This window comes from Stenotrophomonas sp. PI_27 (assembly GCF_027854495.1).
In the GTDB taxonomy this organism is placed as follows: domain Bacteria; phylum Pseudomonadota; class Gammaproteobacteria; order Xanthomonadales; family Xanthomonadaceae; genus Stenotrophomonas; species Stenotrophomonas pavanii.
The window spans coordinates 17,047-31,715 of sequence record NZ_JAJNOF010000015.1; the positions used below are offsets into that span (position 1 = coordinate 17,047).

The following is a 14,669-nucleotide window of genomic DNA, read 5'->3' on the forward strand; positions in this document are numbered from 1 at the left end:
GTGGCTGCGCTACATTCACCCCATCGGACCCGACGGAGCCGGCATGAAGCATCCCGCGAGCGACCTGCACGACCTGGCTACCCAGCGCCCGGAATCACTGGAGGCGTACTGGATGCCGTTCACCGCCAACCGCCAGTACAAGGCCGCCCCACGTGTGCTGGTACGTGCCGAGGGCATGCACTACGAGGATGTCGACGGCCGCCAGATCCTCGACGGCACCGCCGGCCTGTGGTGCTGCAATGCCGGCCATGCCCGCCCGCGCATCGTCGAGGCCATCGTCGAGCAGGCGCGCACGCTGGACTACTCACCCGCGTTCCAGATGGGCTCGCCGCCCGCGTTCGCACTGGCGCAGCGGTTGGCCGCGCTGGCGCCGGGGCCGCTCAACCATGTGTTCTTCACCAGCTCCGGCTCCGAGGCGGTGGATACCGCGATGAAGATCGTGCTGGCTTACCATCGCCAGCGTGGCGAAGGCCAGCGCACCCGTTTCATCAGCCGCGAGAAGGCCTACCACGGCGTCGGCTTCGGCGGCATGGCGCTGGGCGGGCTGCCCAACAACCGCAGGTCGTTCGCCCTGCAACTGGGCGGTGTGGACTACCTGCGGCACACCCTGGATCTGCAGCGCAATGCCTTCAGCAAGGGCCTGCCACGCCAGGGCGCGGAGCTGGCCGACGACCTGGAACGACTGATCGCACTGCATGACGCCTCCACCATCGCCGCAGTGTTCGTCGAACCCATTGCCGGTTCGGCCGGGGTGATCCTGCCCGCGCCCGGCTACCTGCAACGCCTGCGCGAGCTGTGCGACCAGCACGGCATCCTGCTGGTGTTCGACGAGGTCATCACCGGTTTCGGCCGTGTCGGCATGCCCTTCGCCGCGCAGCGTTTCGGGGTCACCCCGGACCTGCTGACGTTCGCCAAGGCGGTCAGCAATGGCGCTGTGCCACTGGGCGGCGTCCTGGTGGCCGATGCGGTGCATGCCGGGCTGATGCAGGCGCCGCCGCAAGCCATCGAGCTGTTCCACGGCTACACCTGGTCCGGGCACCCGCTGGCCTGCGCCGCGGCGCTGGCGACACTGGACGTCTACGCCGAGGAACGCCTGTTCGAGCGCGCCATCGAGCTGGGCGAGTACTGGCAGCAACGGCTGCATGCGCTGCAGGGCCTGCCCAACGTGATCGACATCCGCAACTTCGGCCTGGTCGGCGCGGTCGAGCTGGCGCCGCGCCGCGATGCGCCCGGCAGCCGGGGCTACGAGGTCTACCGGCGCTGCTTCCACGACGGCCGGCTGCTGGTGCGCTGCACCGGCGACATCATCGCGCTGTCGCCGCCGCTGATCGTGGACAAGGCGCAGATCGACCAGATCACCGGCACCCTGGGCGAGATGATCCGGGCCACTGCCTGAGCCGGGCCGGCGGTGGCGAGCAGGTACAATGGGCGGTTCCGCTCCTGCTCGCTGCCGTGCCCATGGATATCGTCGTCAAAGAAGAACTCAAGGCCTACATCGACCCGCTGACCGCGGACGAACATGACGCGCTGGAGCGCAGCATCCTGGCCGAAGGCTGCCGTGACGCACTGGTGCTGTGGGGCAACGTACTGGTCGACGGCCACAACCGTTTCGGCATCTGCCAGAAGCATGGCCTGCCCTTCAACACCGTGCAGAACACCCGCTTCCAGAGCATGGAAGACGTGCATCTGTGGATGATCGAGCAGCACCTGGGCCGGCGCAGCGTGTCCGACTTCCAGCGCGGCGTGCTGGCGCTGCGCAAGCGCGACATCCTGGCCGCCCGCAAGCAGGTCGAGCAGGCGAAGCTGCAGCGCGAGAGCGATGGCACCGCTGACGTTGCCGACGAGGGCGAAGACAGCCCGCCGTGGGAGCCGGCACCGAAGATCAGCCGCGCCGAGCTGGCCCGCGAGGCCAAGCTGAGCACCAGCCAGGTCGGCATGATCGAGCGCATCCACGCCCAGGCCGCGCCCGAAGTGGTCGAAGCGGTGAAGGCCGGCGTGATCTCGATCAGCGCCGCCGCCGCCGTGGCCGACCTGCCCGAGGACGAGCAGCGCGCGGCCGCGGCCGGTGGCAAGGACGAGTTGAAGCAGGCTGCCAAGCGCGTGCGTGAATCCAAGCGCAAGCCGCGCGCACCGAAGCCGGACGCGGCCGAGATGGATGTCGAAGAGCCCAGCGAGGACGAGATCGCCAGCCGCGACGCCGAGGTCCTGTCGGCGCTGGAGCTGCTGGGCGAGGATGCAGCGGCACTGCGCCGTCGCGTGGTCGCGCTGACCCGCGAGAACGATACCCTGCGCGCGCAGCTGGCCGCGCTGCGCAAGCAGGTAGTGCCGGCCGCTGGCCGGCAACCCCATGAAGGTATCGGGTGAACTGAAGATGCCGGCCAGCGGCCGGCACTACCAGATGCTCATGCCGTGCCGGTTAGACTTCCGGCATGACGCCTGTCCACGATCCGCGCCGCGCCCAGCTGCGGCGCCTGAAAGCCCTCGCACTGGGCCTGCTGCTGTTGATGCTGGCAGGTTTCGCGGTCAGCCACTGGCAGGGCGAGCGCGGCATCTGGGCCTGGGTCTCGGCCTTCTGCGAAGCGGCAGCCGTGGGCGCATTGGCCGACTGGTTCGCGGTCGTCGCGCTGTTCCGGCGGCCGATGGGCCTGCCGATTCCGCACACCGCGATCATCCCGCGCAGCAAGGAGCGCATCGGCGACAGCCTGGCGCTGTTCGTGCGCGACCAGTTCCTGGAGCCGGGCGTGCTGCTGGCCAAGCTGCAGGTGTTCGACCCGGCCAGCCGCCTCGGCAGTTGGCTGGCCGATCCGGCGCGCTCACGGATGCTGGCCGACATGGCCCGCGGCTGGGCCCTGCAAGCACTGGATTTCTTCGATGAAACCGCGGTGCGCCGCCAGTTGCATGCCTTCGTGGTGCAGCAGCTGCGGCAGTGGAATGCCGCGGCCACCGCCGGTGAACTGCTGGCGCTGCTGACCGCCGACGGACGCCACCAGCGGGTGCTGGACGAGGGCCTGCAGCGGCTCGGCCGTTGGCTGGAACAACCGCAGGTGAAAGAGCGCGCCTCGCAGCTGATCGTGGGCTACATCCAGCGCGAATGGCCAACCCTGTCGAGCACGGTGAACTGGGTCAAGCCGATCGACGAGATCGGCGACAGCCTGGCCGAGCGCCTGGCACGCGCGGTGCTGGAGGAACTGCAGCAGGTGCTGGCCGAGCCGCAGCATCCGCTGCGCCAGGACTACGAGGCCTGGCTGCAGAATTACGTACAGCGCCTGCGCGCGGACCCGGCGCTGGCCGAACGCATCGAACAGCTCAAGCAGGACATGATCGACCACCCCGCCCTGCAGGACTACGTGCATGGGTTGTGGGCACGGATCCACGCCAGCCTGCGCGCCGACCTGCAGCGCGAAGACTCGGCGCTGGTCGGTCACCTGCAGCGCAGCCTGGCGTCGCTGGGCAGCAGCCTGCAGGCCGACCCGGCGCTGCGCGAGGCGCTGAACCAGCACCTGCTGGAAGGGGCGCAGCGCTTGACCGGCCGCCTGCGCGAAGGAGTGACCACGCATATCGCGCAGACCGTGAAGGGCTGGGACGAGCGCCATCTGGTCGAGCAGCTGGAACTGAGCGTGGGTCGCGACCTGCAGTTCATCCGCTTCAATGGCACCCTGGTCGGCGGTCTGATCGGCCTGCTGCTGCATGCGGCAACCGTCGTCTTCAGGTTCTAGCCACCACCGCCCACTGGCGGCGTCATGCTTGATTCAAGAAATGCGAATGCCTATCATTTCCTGATGGGTCGTGCGCTTGGGCGACGGGTGCGGAAGACGCGTCCCTTGCCCGCCTGCCTCCCGCCCAGACTGCCCGCCGGCGCGGGCAGTGCTTCGTTGACGGAACCTCGCTCGGCAACATGCGCAGGGGCGCACGGGGGCCGCGGACGCGTTCCCTCCTCCCTTCCATCTTCAGGAACGCCGTGGACCGCTCGCCCGCAACCGCCCGCCCCTTGTTCTCCAATCCCCGCTGGGGCGTGCTGTCACGCTCGCTGGCCGCGATCTTCGGCGGTTACGCACTGGCTTCGGCCACCAGCGTGTTCTGCGCGGTGGCACTGCCCGGCCCCCGCGGCCAGGCCGTGCTGACCGGCATGCTGCTGGCCATCCTGGTGGCCGCCTGCGCGGCGCTGTGGGCGTTTGCCACCCGCAGCGCGCTGCGCGCCTGGGCCGGCATCCTGGCGCCGGCGTTGCTGATGGCGGCCGTCGCCCGGCTGCTGGGGGCCTGGGCATGAAGAACGGATTCCGCCAATCGATGGCCTGGCTGCACACCTGGACCGGCCTGCTGGTCGGCTGGTTGCTGCTGCTGATCTTCATGGCCGGCACCGCCAGTTACTACCGCGAGGAAATCAGCCGCTGGATGCGCCCGGAGCTGCCCTCCAGCAACGTCAGCATCGACGTCGCCGCGCAGCGCGCCGTCGACTACCTGCAGGTCAACGCGGCCCAGGCCGGGAACTGGTTCGTTACCCTGCCGCAGCCGCGCAACCCGGCCATGCAGATGTTCTGGCGGCTGCCGCCGGAGCAGGCCGACCCCAGTCGTGGCCGTCGCGGTGGTTTCGGCGAAGCCACGCTGGACCCGAACAGTGGCCAGGCGCTGAAAGCCCGCGAAACCCGCGGCGGTGACTTCTTCTACCGCCTGCACTTCGACCTGCACTACATCCCCGTGCTGTGGGCGCGCTACCTGGTCGGCTTCTGCGCGATGTTCATGCTGGTGGCGATCATCACCGGCGTCATCACCCACAAGAAAATCTTCAAGGACTTCTTCACCTTCCGCAAGGACAAGGGCCTGCGTTCCTGGCTGGATTTCCACAACGTCAGTGCGGTGATGGCGCTGCCTTACCACGCCATGATCACCTATACCGGCATCGTCACCCTGATGGTCATGTACCTGCCGTGGGGGGTGAAGGTGGCCTACCCGCAGGACGAGGACGCGTTCTTCAGCGAGGCCTTCGGTGGCATGCCGGAGGTGACTGCACCGGCCGAAGGACGCGCCGCGCCGCTGCCGATCGCACAGTTGCTGGACAGCGCACGTGCGCACTGGCGTGGCGTGGAAGTGGCCGGCTTCACCGTGTCCAACCCGGGGGCGGCCAATGCGGTGATCGACATCCGCCAACGCGACGGCAAGCGCCTGTCCACCGATACCCCGGCCGTGCGCTACGACATGGTCAACGGCACGCTGCTGGCGGAAACGCCGCCTTCCGGCGGTGCCACGGCGACCCGCGGCGTGCTGTACGGCCTGCACCTGGCGCGCTTCGCCGATTGGGGCCTGCGTGCCCTGTTCTTCCTGTCCGGCCTGGTCGGCTGCCTGATGGTGGCCAGTGGCGTGGTGCTGTGGGCGGTGAAGGAACGGCCGAAGCACGCCAAGAGTGGACGCACCGGCTTTGGCCTGCGCCTGGTCGATGCGCTGAACATCGGCACCGTGGCGGGCCTGCCGATCGCGTTCGCGGCCTATTTCTGGGGCAATCGCCTGCTGCCGCTGGACATTGCCGAACGCTCCAGCGCGGAGGCCAACGTGTTCTTCTGCGCCTGGGGCGGCGCGCTGCTGGCCGCCTTCCTCTGGCCGAAGCGGATGATGTGGGCCTGGCAGCTGTACCTGGGTGCGGCCGCATTCGCGCTGGTGCCGGTCATCAATGCAATGACCACGCACGCCCACCTCGGCGTGACCCTGCGCAACGGCGACTGGGCACTGGCCGGCGTTGATCTGTCGATGCTCGCGTTCGGCGCGATGCTGGCCCTGTGTGGCTGGCGCATGCAGCGCTGGACGCCACCGTTGAGTGCGGCCGAGAAGAAGAAGCGCGCGGCCACCGCCGCTGTGTCGAAGGCACCCGTGGACGCGACGGAAGCGGGAGCCCGCGCATGATGCTGCTGGCGCTGACCCTGTCGTTCTCGGCGTTCACCGCCCTGTCGCTGGCGATGGAAAGGCACCAGCACGACCTGCACGGCAAGGCCGCGGCCACGCTGGCACGGCGCACGCAATGGCGGCTGCTGGGCTGGACGCTGCTGACGGCGGCGTTCGCGGTGTGCGTGGCCGACCACGGCTGGGCGATGGGCCCGGTGCTGTGGCTGGGCACGATGACACTGGGCGGCGTGGCGCTGTCGTTCGGGCTGTACCCGTACCGGCCGAACTGGATCGCGCCGCTGGCGATCGTGCTGCCGGTGGCCGGGCTGCTGGTGGCGGTGCTGTAGCAGAGCCACCAGGGTCGGATCCCTTGCGTGCAGCGCAAGGGCTCGGACCCCGGGCGTCGCGTTACCCCAACCGCTTCAGTTCCCACGCGCGGTGGATGCGCGCGTTGCGTTCGAAATCCGGGCCGAGGGTGCGTGCGGTGATCTCGCGGCACTGGGCGAATTCGGCGATCGCATTTTCTTCCAGCTTGAAGCGGCGGAAGTTGTTGGAGAAGTACAGCACGCCACCCGGTGCCAGCCGCGCCACGGCCGCCCGCAGCAGCTTCACCTGTTCGCGCTGCACGTCGAAATCGTCGGCGCGGGCGGAGTTGGAGAAGGTCGGCGGATCACAGAAGATCACGTCGTACTGGCCACGGTCGCCCTCCAGCCAGGCCATCGCATCGGCCTGCACCAGCAGGTGCTGGTTGCCGCCCTGCCCGTTCAGCGCCAGGTTGTCGTAGCACCACTGCAGGTAGGTCGCCGACAGGTCGACGCTGGTGGTGCTGGCGGCACCGGCCACGGCGGCCTGCACGCTGGCCACGCCGGTGTAGCAGAACAGGTTGAGGAAACGCTTGCCACGCACCTGCTCGGCCATCATCCGGCGCAGCGGGCGGTGGTCGAGGAACAGGCCGGTATCCAGGTAGTCGAACAGGTTCACCTGCAGCAGCGCGTTGTTTTCGCGCACCACGATGAATTCGTCGCGCTGCTCGAAGCGGCCGTACTTGCTGCCGCCCTTGCCGCGCTCGCGCGACTTCATCGAGACCTGCTCCGGCGGCACGCCGAACACTTCGCGCGCAGCGGCCAGCAACTCGTTGCGGCGGCGGCGCACGTCGTTCTCGGGAATCGCCGCCGGTGCCGCGTATTCCTGCACATGCAGGAAGGTGCGGCGCCTGCCCCCGTCTTCCTCGTAGACATCGATGGCCGCCGCGTACTCCGGCAGGTCGGCGTCGTAGGCGCGGAAGCAGGTGATGTCCTCGCGGGCACGCCAGCTCTTGAACTTCTTCAGGTTCTTGCGCAGCCGGTTGGCCACCATCTGCGCGCCTTCGCTCAGCTCGCGCGGCTGGGCCGGATCACGGCCCGGCACGGCAATCGGATCGCAGACAATCAGCGCGCATTCCAGCGCACCGTTGAACATCTGGTACTTCTTGCTGGCGCGCAGGCCGGTCGCAAAGGCCAGTTCGTCGTTGCCACACAGCAGGCTGGCGCGCCACTGCGGCACCGCTTTCTGCAAGGCATTGCCCAGTGCGCGGTACAACGCCGGATCGGCGGCCAGGCGCTCGTCGTACGGTGGGTTGCAGACCACCGCACCGATCTCCTGTTCCGGCGCGGCCAGGTCGGCGACATCGGCGCGGGTGAAGCGGATCGCGTGGGCGACGCCGGCGACCTCTGCATTCTCACGGGCCGCCTGGATCGCGGCCGGGTCGATGTCGCTGCCGTGGATGACCGGCTTCAGCGCGGCCAGGCCGGCCGCTTCACGCTCACGTGCTTCGCTCTGGATGGACTTCCAGGCCGCCTTGTCGAAGCCCAGCCAGCGGCTGGGCGGCAAGCTGCCATGGCGCATCAGGCCAGGGGCAACATCGGCGGCCATCAGTGCGCCTTCGATCAGCAGCGTGCCGCTGCCACACATCGGGTCCAGCAGGCCACCACCGGCGGCATGCAGGCGCGGCCATTGCGCGCGCAGCAGCAGCGCAGCGGCCAGGTTTTCCTTCAGCGGCGCCTCGTGGGCGGCACCGCGCCAGCCCCGGCGATGCAGCGGGCCGCCACCGAGGTCGATCGACAGCGAGGCGCGGCCCTTGCGCAGCGAGAGGTTGACGCGCACGTCGGGCAGGTCGGTGTTGACCGAGGGCCGCTCCAGGCCTTCATCGCGCATGCGGTCGACGATGGCATCCTTGATCCGCTGCGCGGCAAAGCGCGCGTGGGTGATCTTGTCGCCGGACACATGCGCGTCCACCGCCAGGGTCATCTCCGGCGTGATGTGCTCGTGCCACGGCAGCGCGCGCACGCCGTCATACAGGGCCTGCTCGTCCGGGCACTCGAACTCGTCGATCGGCCACAGCACGCGGCTGGCCAGGCGCGACCACATCACGATCCGCAGCGCCTGCGCCAGTTCGCCCTCGGCGTTGACGCCGGCAATGGTGGCGGTGGCCTTGCCAAGGCCCAGGGCCGACAGTTCATCGGCAAGCAGGTATTCCAGGCCCTTGGCGCAGGAGACGAAGAATTTCACGGGATCGGTTCGCAGGTGGTCGGGCGCGGCACAGGGGCCGGGCCGGTCGGAAAGGAGGGCCGTAGGCACGGCCGGCAGGCCCGCGCCGGGGGCGGCGGGGCTGCCATTGTAGTCAATGCGGGCGGGCGCGCCGTGCGCCCGGGCTTCACAGTTGCCGCAGCAGGCGCTCGAAGGCCTGCGCGGAGGCCTCCACGTGGCGCTCGAGGCGGTGCCCATCGTCGACCAGCAGCAGCTGCGCCGAACGCGCCTGCGCCCAGGCGATCACTCCGGCGGCCGGGACCACATCGTCATGCCAGGCCTGGACCACGGTGGTCGGCACGGCGGCAGCGTCCAGCGCCGGCATCGGGCCCATCGTGGTCGGCGGCACCATCAGGAACAGGCCGGCGACCGGTACCTGCAACGAGGCGATGGCGGAGATGTAGGCGCCCAGGCTGGAGCCGGCCAGCACCACCGGCCCCTGCCGGGCAGCGATGGCGGCGCGTTCAACCAGGCGGCGCAGGCGGGTCGGCACGTCGCCCACCCGGCTGACCTCGCTCATCGCGTCCAGGTCGGTGTAGTCGGGGCGCTCGTGGGTCCAGCCCAGGCGTTGCGCCACCTCGGCCAGCGCGGTGACCTTGGTTGCCTCCGGACCGCTCTCGAAGCCATGGGACAGGATGCAGTGACCGCGGCTCATGCGCGCGCTCCGTGGGCGCGCGCCAACCAGGAAAGAGAAGGCAGGTTCATGCCGCAATGCTAGCATCGCCGGATGCCCAACCCGCTCCTGCCCGGCCTGCAGCTGCAGCCCCTGCCCTACCACGACCGACTGCCGCTGCGCGATCCGGCCACGCTGGAGATGGTGGTGATCCACTGCACCGAGCTGCCCGATCTGGCGACCGCCCGCGAGTACGGCGAGCGCGTGCTGTATGACAGCGGTGCCGGCAACAGCGGGCACTTCTACATCGACCGCGATGGCAGCGTGGTGCAGTACGTTGCGCCCGAACGCGTGGCCCACCACGTGCGCGGCATGAACGCGCATACGCTGGGCATCGAGCTGGTCAATACCGGGCGCTACCCGCACTGGTTCGACAGCCGTCACCAGGCGATGGACGAGGCCTACACCGAGGCGCAGCTGGAAGCGCTGGAGCGGCTGCTGCAGGCGCTGGTGGTGCGCTATCCGTCGCTGCAGCGGATTGCCGGGCATGACCAGCTGGACCTGGAGCAGGTGCCGGCCAGCGATGATGCGGCACTGACGGTGGCGCGCAAGCGCGACCCGGGGCCGCTGTTCCCGTGGGCGCGGGTGCTGGCGAAGGTGCCGCTGCAGCCGGTTGGGTAAGTGGCAGGGCTGCGCCCTGCACCCGCAGAAGCAACGTCAACGTCAAGAGCTGGCATTCCGAGGGATGGCGGGGTGGCTCCGGTTGCGGGGGCCGCTGCAAGTCCCCCTCCGGGGCCCGGCCCAGCCGCTGGCGGCTGGGCGTTCGGGCGCTTGCGAAGCAGTGCTTCGCAAGCAAAGCGCCCTCACCCATGTAAGCTCGGTCGCTGCATCCATGCGGCTCACGCCCCCGCAACCGGCCCCACCCCGCCTTCGACAGTTCTCCGCGATCCTTCGAATCGACACGGGGTCGGATCCCGTTGCTACGCAACGGGCTCTGACCCGATTTTCGGTTGATGGGGTCAGAACCGTTCTCCGTTGGAAAACGGATCCGACCCCGCGCGGCTCAGGCGCCGGTCGCCACCGGGCGGCTGCTGTCGCTCACCCAGCCGCTCCAGGAATCGGCATAGATGCGTGCGCCGGACAGGCCGGCCGTTTCCATCGCCAGCAGCAGGTGGCAGGCGGTCACGCCCGAGCCACACATCAGCACCACCTGCTGCGGATCGCGATTGCCGATCACGCCCTGCAGTTCGGCGCGCAGCGCCTGTGGGTCGCGCAGGCGGCCGTCGGCGACGTTCAACGCAAACGGACGGTTGACCGCGCCGGGTACATGGCCGGCGACCGGGTCCAGCGGCTCGACTTCGCCGCGGAAGCGTTCGCCCGCGCGGGCGTCGACCAGCCAGCCCGGCGCGTGCTTCAGCCGTGCACTGATTTCATCGGCGTTGGCGACCTGGGTGGTGTCGAAACGGCCCGGGTAGGCAGGTAACGCCGTCACTTCAGCCGGCCCGCTCGCCAGCGCGTGACCGGCGGCCTGCCAGGCGGCCATGCCGCCATCGAGCACGGCCACCCGGGTGTGCCCGATCAGGCGCAGCAGCCACCACAGGCGCGCGGCGGCCATGCTGCCATCGCTGCCGTCGTAGACCACCACCTGGGTGTCAGGACCGATACCCCACTGGCCGAGCTTCGCGGCGAAGGCATCGCTGTCCGGCAGTGGATGGCGACCGTGGCCGACGCGCGACAGATCGGACAAATCACGATTCAGATCGGCATGCACCGCACCCGGGATATGGCCGGCCAGATACTGGCTGCTTCCCGCCTGCGGGTCGGCCAGCGAAGCACGCGCATCCACCACGCGCACGGCAGTGCTGGCGGTGGCGCGCGCATCGACCACGCGCACGCCGTCACCCAGCGTGGCGGCCAGGGTGGCGACATCGACCAGGGTGGTCCACGGCGGATCGATCGGCTTCATTGCACTTGCTCCAGGCGGCGACGCAGGTTGTAGAGAATGGCGGCGGTCGCGCCCCAGATGCGCTGGCCCGGCCAGCCATACTCCAGGACGTGTCGAACCCGGCCGCGATGCGTGATTTCGACCTGGCGCAGGCTGTCGGGCGCCATCAGATAATCCAGTGGCACCTCGAACACCTCGGCCACCTCACTGGGCTGCGGCACCGGCACGAAATCCGGATCGACCACCGCCACCACCGGCGTGACCCGGTAGCCGGTGATCGTCACGAAAGGATCGAGATACCCCAGCGCCTGCACCTGGCCGGGCGCCAGTGCGATTTCTTCCTGGCTCTCGCGCAGTGCGGCCGCCAGCGCGTCGCGGTCGTCAGGCTCGGTGCGGCCGCCGGGGAATCCGACCTGGCCCCCGTGCGTGCGCAGGGTTTCGGTGCGACGGGTGAGGATCACCTGCGCGCCGTTGGCACGCGGCACGATGCCGGCCAGCACTGCCGCTTCCACTGGCGGCCCGGGCGGCAGCAGGTCGATCAGCTCGCTGCGGTTCCAGCCGTCGCCGACCGGCGGCTCGGCCAGCGGGTGCAGCGCGCGCATCAGCCGTTCGTGGTCGGCCAGCGAACCGCGCAGCGACTGCTGCAGTTGCTGGCGCAGGGGCTGCACGCGATGCAGGATGCGACTGCGTTCCTCGTTGCTCATCGACGACCACCGCGCGATCTCATCGATATGCCGCGCGCAGCCGGTGCATTGCCGGTGCGGATCCAGCGTGCACACTCCGATGCAGGGACTTGCGACAACACGCGCCGATTCTTCCATTGTTTGCACCCGGCAACAGTAGCGCGATCGGGCTGAATTTGCGCGCGATGATGCGGCACGCAGCGCACTGCGCAAACAGAAACGCGCCGGTGGAATCACCGGCGCGTTTCGTCTGCTGCTTTGATTTACTTGACGCTGACCAGCTTGATCTCGAACTGCACAGCCACGTTCGGCGGGAACGGGGTGCGCGGGTCGGCACCGTAGGCCTGGTCCGGCGGCAGGGTGACTTCCCACTTCGAACCGGCCGGCATCTGCAGCAGGGTCTCGCGCATGGCCTTCATTTCGACTTCGCTGACCTTGATCGACGGGATCTGCTGGGCCGGGCGGGCTTCGGTCGGGCGCTGGCCGTACGGGAACGGACCGGCCACTTCCAGCTGCACGGTGCTGGCCTGGGTCGGCTTGGCACCCTTGCCGGCTTCGATCACGCGGTACTGGACGCCGCTCGGCAGGGACTGCACGCCGGCCTTGGCCTTGTTCGCCGCGATGAACTGATCGCTCTTGGTCTTGTTTTCGGCAGCCGCCTTTTCGTACTCGGCCTTGGCAGCCTGGGCACGGCCCTGCTCGCGCTTCTGGAACGCTTCAACGGCCGGCTTCAGCTGCTCGGCGGTGATCGCCGGCTGCTTCTTGGCGTAGGCATCCTGCAGGCCCTTCACCACCGAGTTGATGTCCAGCTGCTCACCACGACCGGTCAGCTCCGCCAGGTTGTTGCCGTAGTCGTAACCGAAGTAGTAGCTCAGCTTGCCCTTTTCGGACGAGACGTCCTGGGCGAAGGCATTGCCCGTCAGGGCCAGGGCCGCGACGGCGACCGCGATAGAACGCAACTTCATCAAACAGTTCTCCAGGGGTGGTAACTCAGGGACGTTCTGCGCCGCCCTGAGGCGACGGGTTAGGATAACGGGCGCAACGTGTAACCGCCACTCACGATGCAGGCTATGACCCGTCTGCGTTTGCAGAGTTCAATATCACTTTTTTTTAACGTTCCAGGAGTTTCCCCGTGGCCGATGCCCTGATCGCTGTCACCGACGACGGCGCCATCCGCACCGTGACCGTCCAGCGCCCGGACAAGCTCAACGCCCTCAACGCCGCCACCCTGCAGGCCCTGGCCGACGCCTTCGGCGAGGCCGCTGCCGATCCACAGGTGCGCGTGGTGGTGTTGACCGGGGCCGGCCCGAAGGCCTTCGTGGCCGGGGCGGACATCGCCGAGATGAACACCCTCAGCGCCGTTCAGGGACGTGATTTCTCACTGCTGGGCCAGGCCCTGATGCGCCAGATCGAGCGGATGCCCAAGCCGGTCATCGCGCGCGTGAACGGGTTTGCGCTGGGCGGCGGCCTGGAACTGGCGATGGCCTGCCACCTGCGCATCGCCGCCGATACCGCCAAGGTCGGCCAACCGGAAATCAACCTCGGCCTGATCCCCGGCTTCGGCGGCAGCCAGCGCCTGCTGCGCCTGTGCGGCCGCGCCGCCACCCTGGAGCTGTGCCTGCTGGGGGCGCCGATCGACGCCGCGCGTGCGCTGGAACTGGGCATCGTCAACGAAGTCGTGCCCGCCGACGCGCTGGACAACCGCGTGCAGGACATTGCCCGACAGCTGGCACGCTCGGCGCCGCTGGCCCTGCGTGGGCTGCTCGATGCGGTGCACGTGGGCGGCGAATGCAGCCTGGAAGCCGGGTTGGAGTATGAAAGCGCGCAGTTCGGCCTGCTGTTTGCCACCGAGGACATGCGCGAAGGCACCAGCGCGTTCCTGCAGCGCCGTCCGCCGGCGTTCCAGAACCGCTGACGCCATGGCATCCCGACCCAACCCCGCGCAGCTGTTCGCCCGGGTCCAGGCAGACGATCTCGACGGCGCCCTGCAGGCCGGGCTGATGGACTATGTCGCCCGTGCCGGCGACGAGCAACTGCTCCCCGGTCATCCGGACCTTCCGCAGCGCCTGTGCCTGGCCCAGCAGCAGCTGCAGGCGGCCTGGGCCGCACGCGAACGCTACCGCGCCCGCGCGGTGCGCCTGGCCCGGCGCGAGGCCGAGCGCGATGCGCGTCGCACCCCGGCCCCGGCGCCGGACGTGAAGCCCGCCCTGCCCGCTGCGGCCGCCGCGATTCTCGCCCGGGCCAAGGCCCGCGCCACCGGCAAGGAGCCGTAATGGCCACCGTGAAGAAGACGGCCCGCGCACCGGCGCGGCGCGGCGGCCGCATGCCGCGCGCCGACGTGGTGGAAATGTTCACCCGCCTGCGCGAGCTCAACCCGCACCCCAGAACCGAACTGGAGTACAGCTCGCCGTTCGAGCTGCTGGTGGCCGTGGCGCTGTCGGCGCAGGCGACCGACGTCGGCGTAAACAAGGCCACGCGTCGTCTGTTCCCGGTCGCCAACACCCCGGCGACGATCCTGGCGCTCGGCGAGGATGGCCTGAAGCCGTACATCTCCACCATCGGCTTGTTCAACGCCAAGGCTAAGAACGTGATCGCCACCTGCGCGATCCTGCTGCAGAAGTACGGCGGCGAAGTGCCGCGCGACCGCGAAGCGCTGGAAGCGCTGCCCGGTGTCGGCCGCAAGACCGCCAACGTGGTCCTCAACACCGCGTTCGGCGAGCCGGTGATGGCGGTGGATACGCATATCTTCCGCGTCTCCAACCGTACCGGCCTGGCTCCGGGCAAGAATGTGCGCGAAGTGGAAGACACGCTGGTGAAGGTGATCCCCGCCGAGTTCCTGCTCGACGCGCATCACTGGCTGATCCTGCACGGCCGTTATGTGTGCAAGGCGCGCAAGCCGGATTGCCCGGGCTGCGTGATCGCCGACCTGTGCCGGTTCAAGGAAAAGACGCCGGCCGAAGCGTGACCCGGATTGTGTTGTGACGAAACGAAG

Annotated in this window: 15 protein-coding genes; 10 read left to right on the plus strand and 5 right to left on the minus strand. The window is 69.0% G+C overall.

The window, feature by feature from the left end; genetic code table 11:
* Window positions 1–43: 43 nt before the first annotated feature.
* The 6 genes from LRM18_RS16960 (at window position 44) to LRM18_RS16985 (ending at window position 6,218) form a co-directional block, all read left to right on the plus strand.
* On the plus strand, window positions 44–1,396 hold the full coding sequence (locus LRM18_RS16960) for an aspartate aminotransferase family protein (RefSeq protein WP_154330348.1): 1,353 nt from the start codon (window positions 44–46) through the stop codon (window positions 1,394–1,396).
* Between the two features lie 62 nt (window positions 1,397–1,458).
* Complete coding sequence (locus LRM18_RS16965; protein WP_270955105.1) at window positions 1,459–2,364, plus strand: plasmid replication/partition related protein; 906 nt, start codon at window positions 1,459–1,461, stop codon at window positions 2,362–2,364.
* A gap of 65 nt (window positions 2,365–2,429) precedes the next feature.
* Complete coding sequence (locus tag LRM18_RS16970; protein ID WP_270955106.1) at window positions 2,430–3,716, plus strand: DUF445 family protein; 1,287 nt, start codon at window positions 2,430–2,432, stop codon at window positions 3,714–3,716.
* Window positions 3,717–3,958: 242 nt separating this feature from the next.
* Window positions 3,959–4,267: a DUF3649 domain-containing protein gene (locus tag LRM18_RS16975; RefSeq protein ID WP_049469538.1), complete on the plus strand. Its 309-nt coding sequence runs from the start codon at window positions 3,959–3,961 to the stop codon at window positions 4,265–4,267.
* A complete protein-coding gene (locus tag LRM18_RS16980) occupies window positions 4,264–5,892 on the plus strand; it encodes a PepSY-associated TM helix domain-containing protein (RefSeq protein ID WP_064238008.1) in 1,629 nt (542 codons plus the stop codon). The genes LRM18_RS16975 and LRM18_RS16980 overlap by 4 nt, the downstream gene beginning before the upstream one ends.
* Window positions 5,889–6,218 carry a DUF3325 domain-containing protein gene (locus LRM18_RS16985; RefSeq protein WP_049469543.1) on the plus strand — a complete coding sequence of 110 codons (330 nt, stop codon included), beginning with the start codon at window positions 5,889–5,891 and terminating at the stop codon, window positions 6,216–6,218. Before LRM18_RS16980 ends, LRM18_RS16985 begins: the two co-directional genes overlap by 4 nt.
* A gap of 61 nt (window positions 6,219–6,279) precedes the next feature.
* On the opposite strand, the gene rlmKL is transcribed toward LRM18_RS16985, so the two are convergent.
* Together rlmKL and LRM18_RS16995 are read right to left on the minus strand one after the other, a co-directional pair.
* Window positions 6,280–8,418 (minus strand): bifunctional 23S rRNA (guanine(2069)-N(7))-methyltransferase RlmK/23S rRNA (guanine(2445)-N(2))-methyltransferase RlmL, encoded by a 2,139-nt coding sequence (gene rlmKL, locus LRM18_RS16990; protein ID WP_270955107.1) that lies wholly within the window; start codon window positions 8,416–8,418, stop codon window positions 6,280–6,282.
* 145 nt (window positions 8,419–8,563) lie between these two features.
* Entirely contained in the window at window positions 8,564–9,091 is a 528-nt protein-coding gene (locus LRM18_RS16995; protein ID WP_024958728.1) for an alpha/beta hydrolase, read from the minus strand.
* A 72-nt stretch (window positions 9,092–9,163) separates the two neighbouring features.
* Here LRM18_RS16995 and LRM18_RS17000 point away from each other — a divergent pair, with 72 nt between their 5' ends.
* The gene (locus tag LRM18_RS17000) at window positions 9,164–9,730 is read left to right on the plus strand and encodes an N-acetylmuramoyl-L-alanine amidase (RefSeq protein WP_049469548.1); all 567 of its coding nucleotides are present in this window, start codon (window positions 9,164–9,166) and stop codon (window positions 9,728–9,730) included.
* 382 nt (window positions 9,731–10,112) lie between these two features.
* On the opposite strand, the gene LRM18_RS17005 is transcribed toward LRM18_RS17000, so the two are convergent.
* The 3 genes from LRM18_RS17005 to LRM18_RS17015 form a co-directional block, all read right to left on the minus strand.
* A complete protein-coding gene (locus LRM18_RS17005; RefSeq protein ID WP_270955110.1) occupies window positions 10,113–11,015 on the minus strand; it encodes a sulfurtransferase in 903 nt (300 codons plus the stop codon).
* Window positions 11,012–11,815, minus strand: coding sequence for a CoA pyrophosphatase (locus tag LRM18_RS17010; protein ID WP_053463531.1), 804 nt, complete (start codon window positions 11,813–11,815; stop codon window positions 11,012–11,014). Before LRM18_RS17010 ends, LRM18_RS17005 begins: the two co-directional genes overlap by 4 nt.
* Before the next feature lie 125 nt (window positions 11,816–11,940).
* The gene (locus tag LRM18_RS17015) at window positions 11,941–12,642 is read right to left on the minus strand and encodes an FKBP-type peptidyl-prolyl cis-trans isomerase N-terminal domain-containing protein (RefSeq protein ID WP_005408797.1); all 702 of its coding nucleotides are present in this window, start codon (window positions 12,640–12,642) and stop codon (window positions 11,941–11,943) included.
* Between the two features lie 167 nt (window positions 12,643–12,809).
* On the opposite strand from LRM18_RS17015, the gene LRM18_RS17020 reads away from it, so the two are divergent.
* The 3 genes from LRM18_RS17020 to nth are packed head-to-tail and all read left to right on the plus strand — an operon-like array spanning window position 12,810 to window position 14,642.
* A complete protein-coding gene (locus tag LRM18_RS17020) occupies window positions 12,810–13,592 on the plus strand; it encodes an enoyl-CoA hydratase-related protein (RefSeq protein WP_053463532.1) in 783 nt (260 codons plus the stop codon).
* Window positions 13,593–13,596: 4 nt separating this feature from the next.
* Entirely contained in the window at window positions 13,597–13,950 is a 354-nt protein-coding gene (locus tag LRM18_RS17025) for a hypothetical protein (protein WP_053505184.1), read from the plus strand.
* Window positions 13,950–14,642, plus strand: coding sequence for an endonuclease III (gene nth, locus LRM18_RS17030; RefSeq protein ID WP_270955112.1), 693 nt, complete (start codon window positions 13,950–13,952; stop codon window positions 14,640–14,642). The genes LRM18_RS17025 and nth overlap by 1 nt, the downstream gene beginning before the upstream one ends.
* The last annotated feature ends 27 nt before the right edge of the window (window positions 14,643–14,669 follow it).

Bases quoted from the DNA above. Each gene is read 5' to 3' on its own strand.
- LRM18_RS16960 (WP_154330348.1), top strand. From the start codon at position 44: ATGAAGCATCCCGCGAGCGACCTGCACGACCTGGCTACCCAGCGCCCG.
- LRM18_RS16965 (WP_270955105.1), top strand. From the start codon at position 1,459: ATGGATATCGTCGTCAAAGAAGAACTCAAGGCCTACATCGACCCGCTG.
- LRM18_RS16970 (WP_270955106.1), top strand. From the start codon at position 2,430: ATGACGCCTGTCCACGATCCGCGCCGCGCCCAGCTGCGGCGCCTGAAA.
- LRM18_RS16980 (WP_064238008.1), top strand. From the start codon at position 4,264: ATGAAGAACGGATTCCGCCAATCGATGGCCTGGCTGCACACCTGGACC.
- LRM18_RS16985 (WP_049469543.1), top strand. From the start codon at position 5,889: ATGATGCTGCTGGCGCTGACCCTGTCGTTCTCGGCGTTCACCGCCCTG.
- LRM18_RS16995 (WP_024958728.1), bottom strand. From the start codon at position 9,091: ATGAGCCGCGGTCACTGCATCCTGTCCCATGGCTTCGAGAGCGGTCCG.
- LRM18_RS17000 (WP_049469548.1), top strand. From the start codon at position 9,164: ATGCCCAACCCGCTCCTGCCCGGCCTGCAGCTGCAGCCCCTGCCCTAC.
- LRM18_RS17005 (WP_270955110.1), bottom strand. From the start codon at position 11,015: ATGAAGCCGATCGATCCGCCGTGGACCACCCTGGTCGATGTCGCCACC.
- LRM18_RS17010 (WP_053463531.1), bottom strand. From the start codon at position 11,815: ATGGAAGAATCGGCGCGTGTTGTCGCAAGTCCCTGCATCGGAGTGTGC.
- LRM18_RS17015 (WP_005408797.1), bottom strand. From the start codon at position 12,642: ATGAAGTTGCGTTCTATCGCGGTCGCCGTCGCGGCCCTGGCCCTGACG.
- LRM18_RS17025 (WP_053505184.1), top strand. From the start codon at position 13,597: ATGGCATCCCGACCCAACCCCGCGCAGCTGTTCGCCCGGGTCCAGGCA.
- nth (WP_270955112.1), top strand. From the start codon at position 13,950: ATGGCCACCGTGAAGAAGACGGCCCGCGCACCGGCGCGGCGCGGCGGC.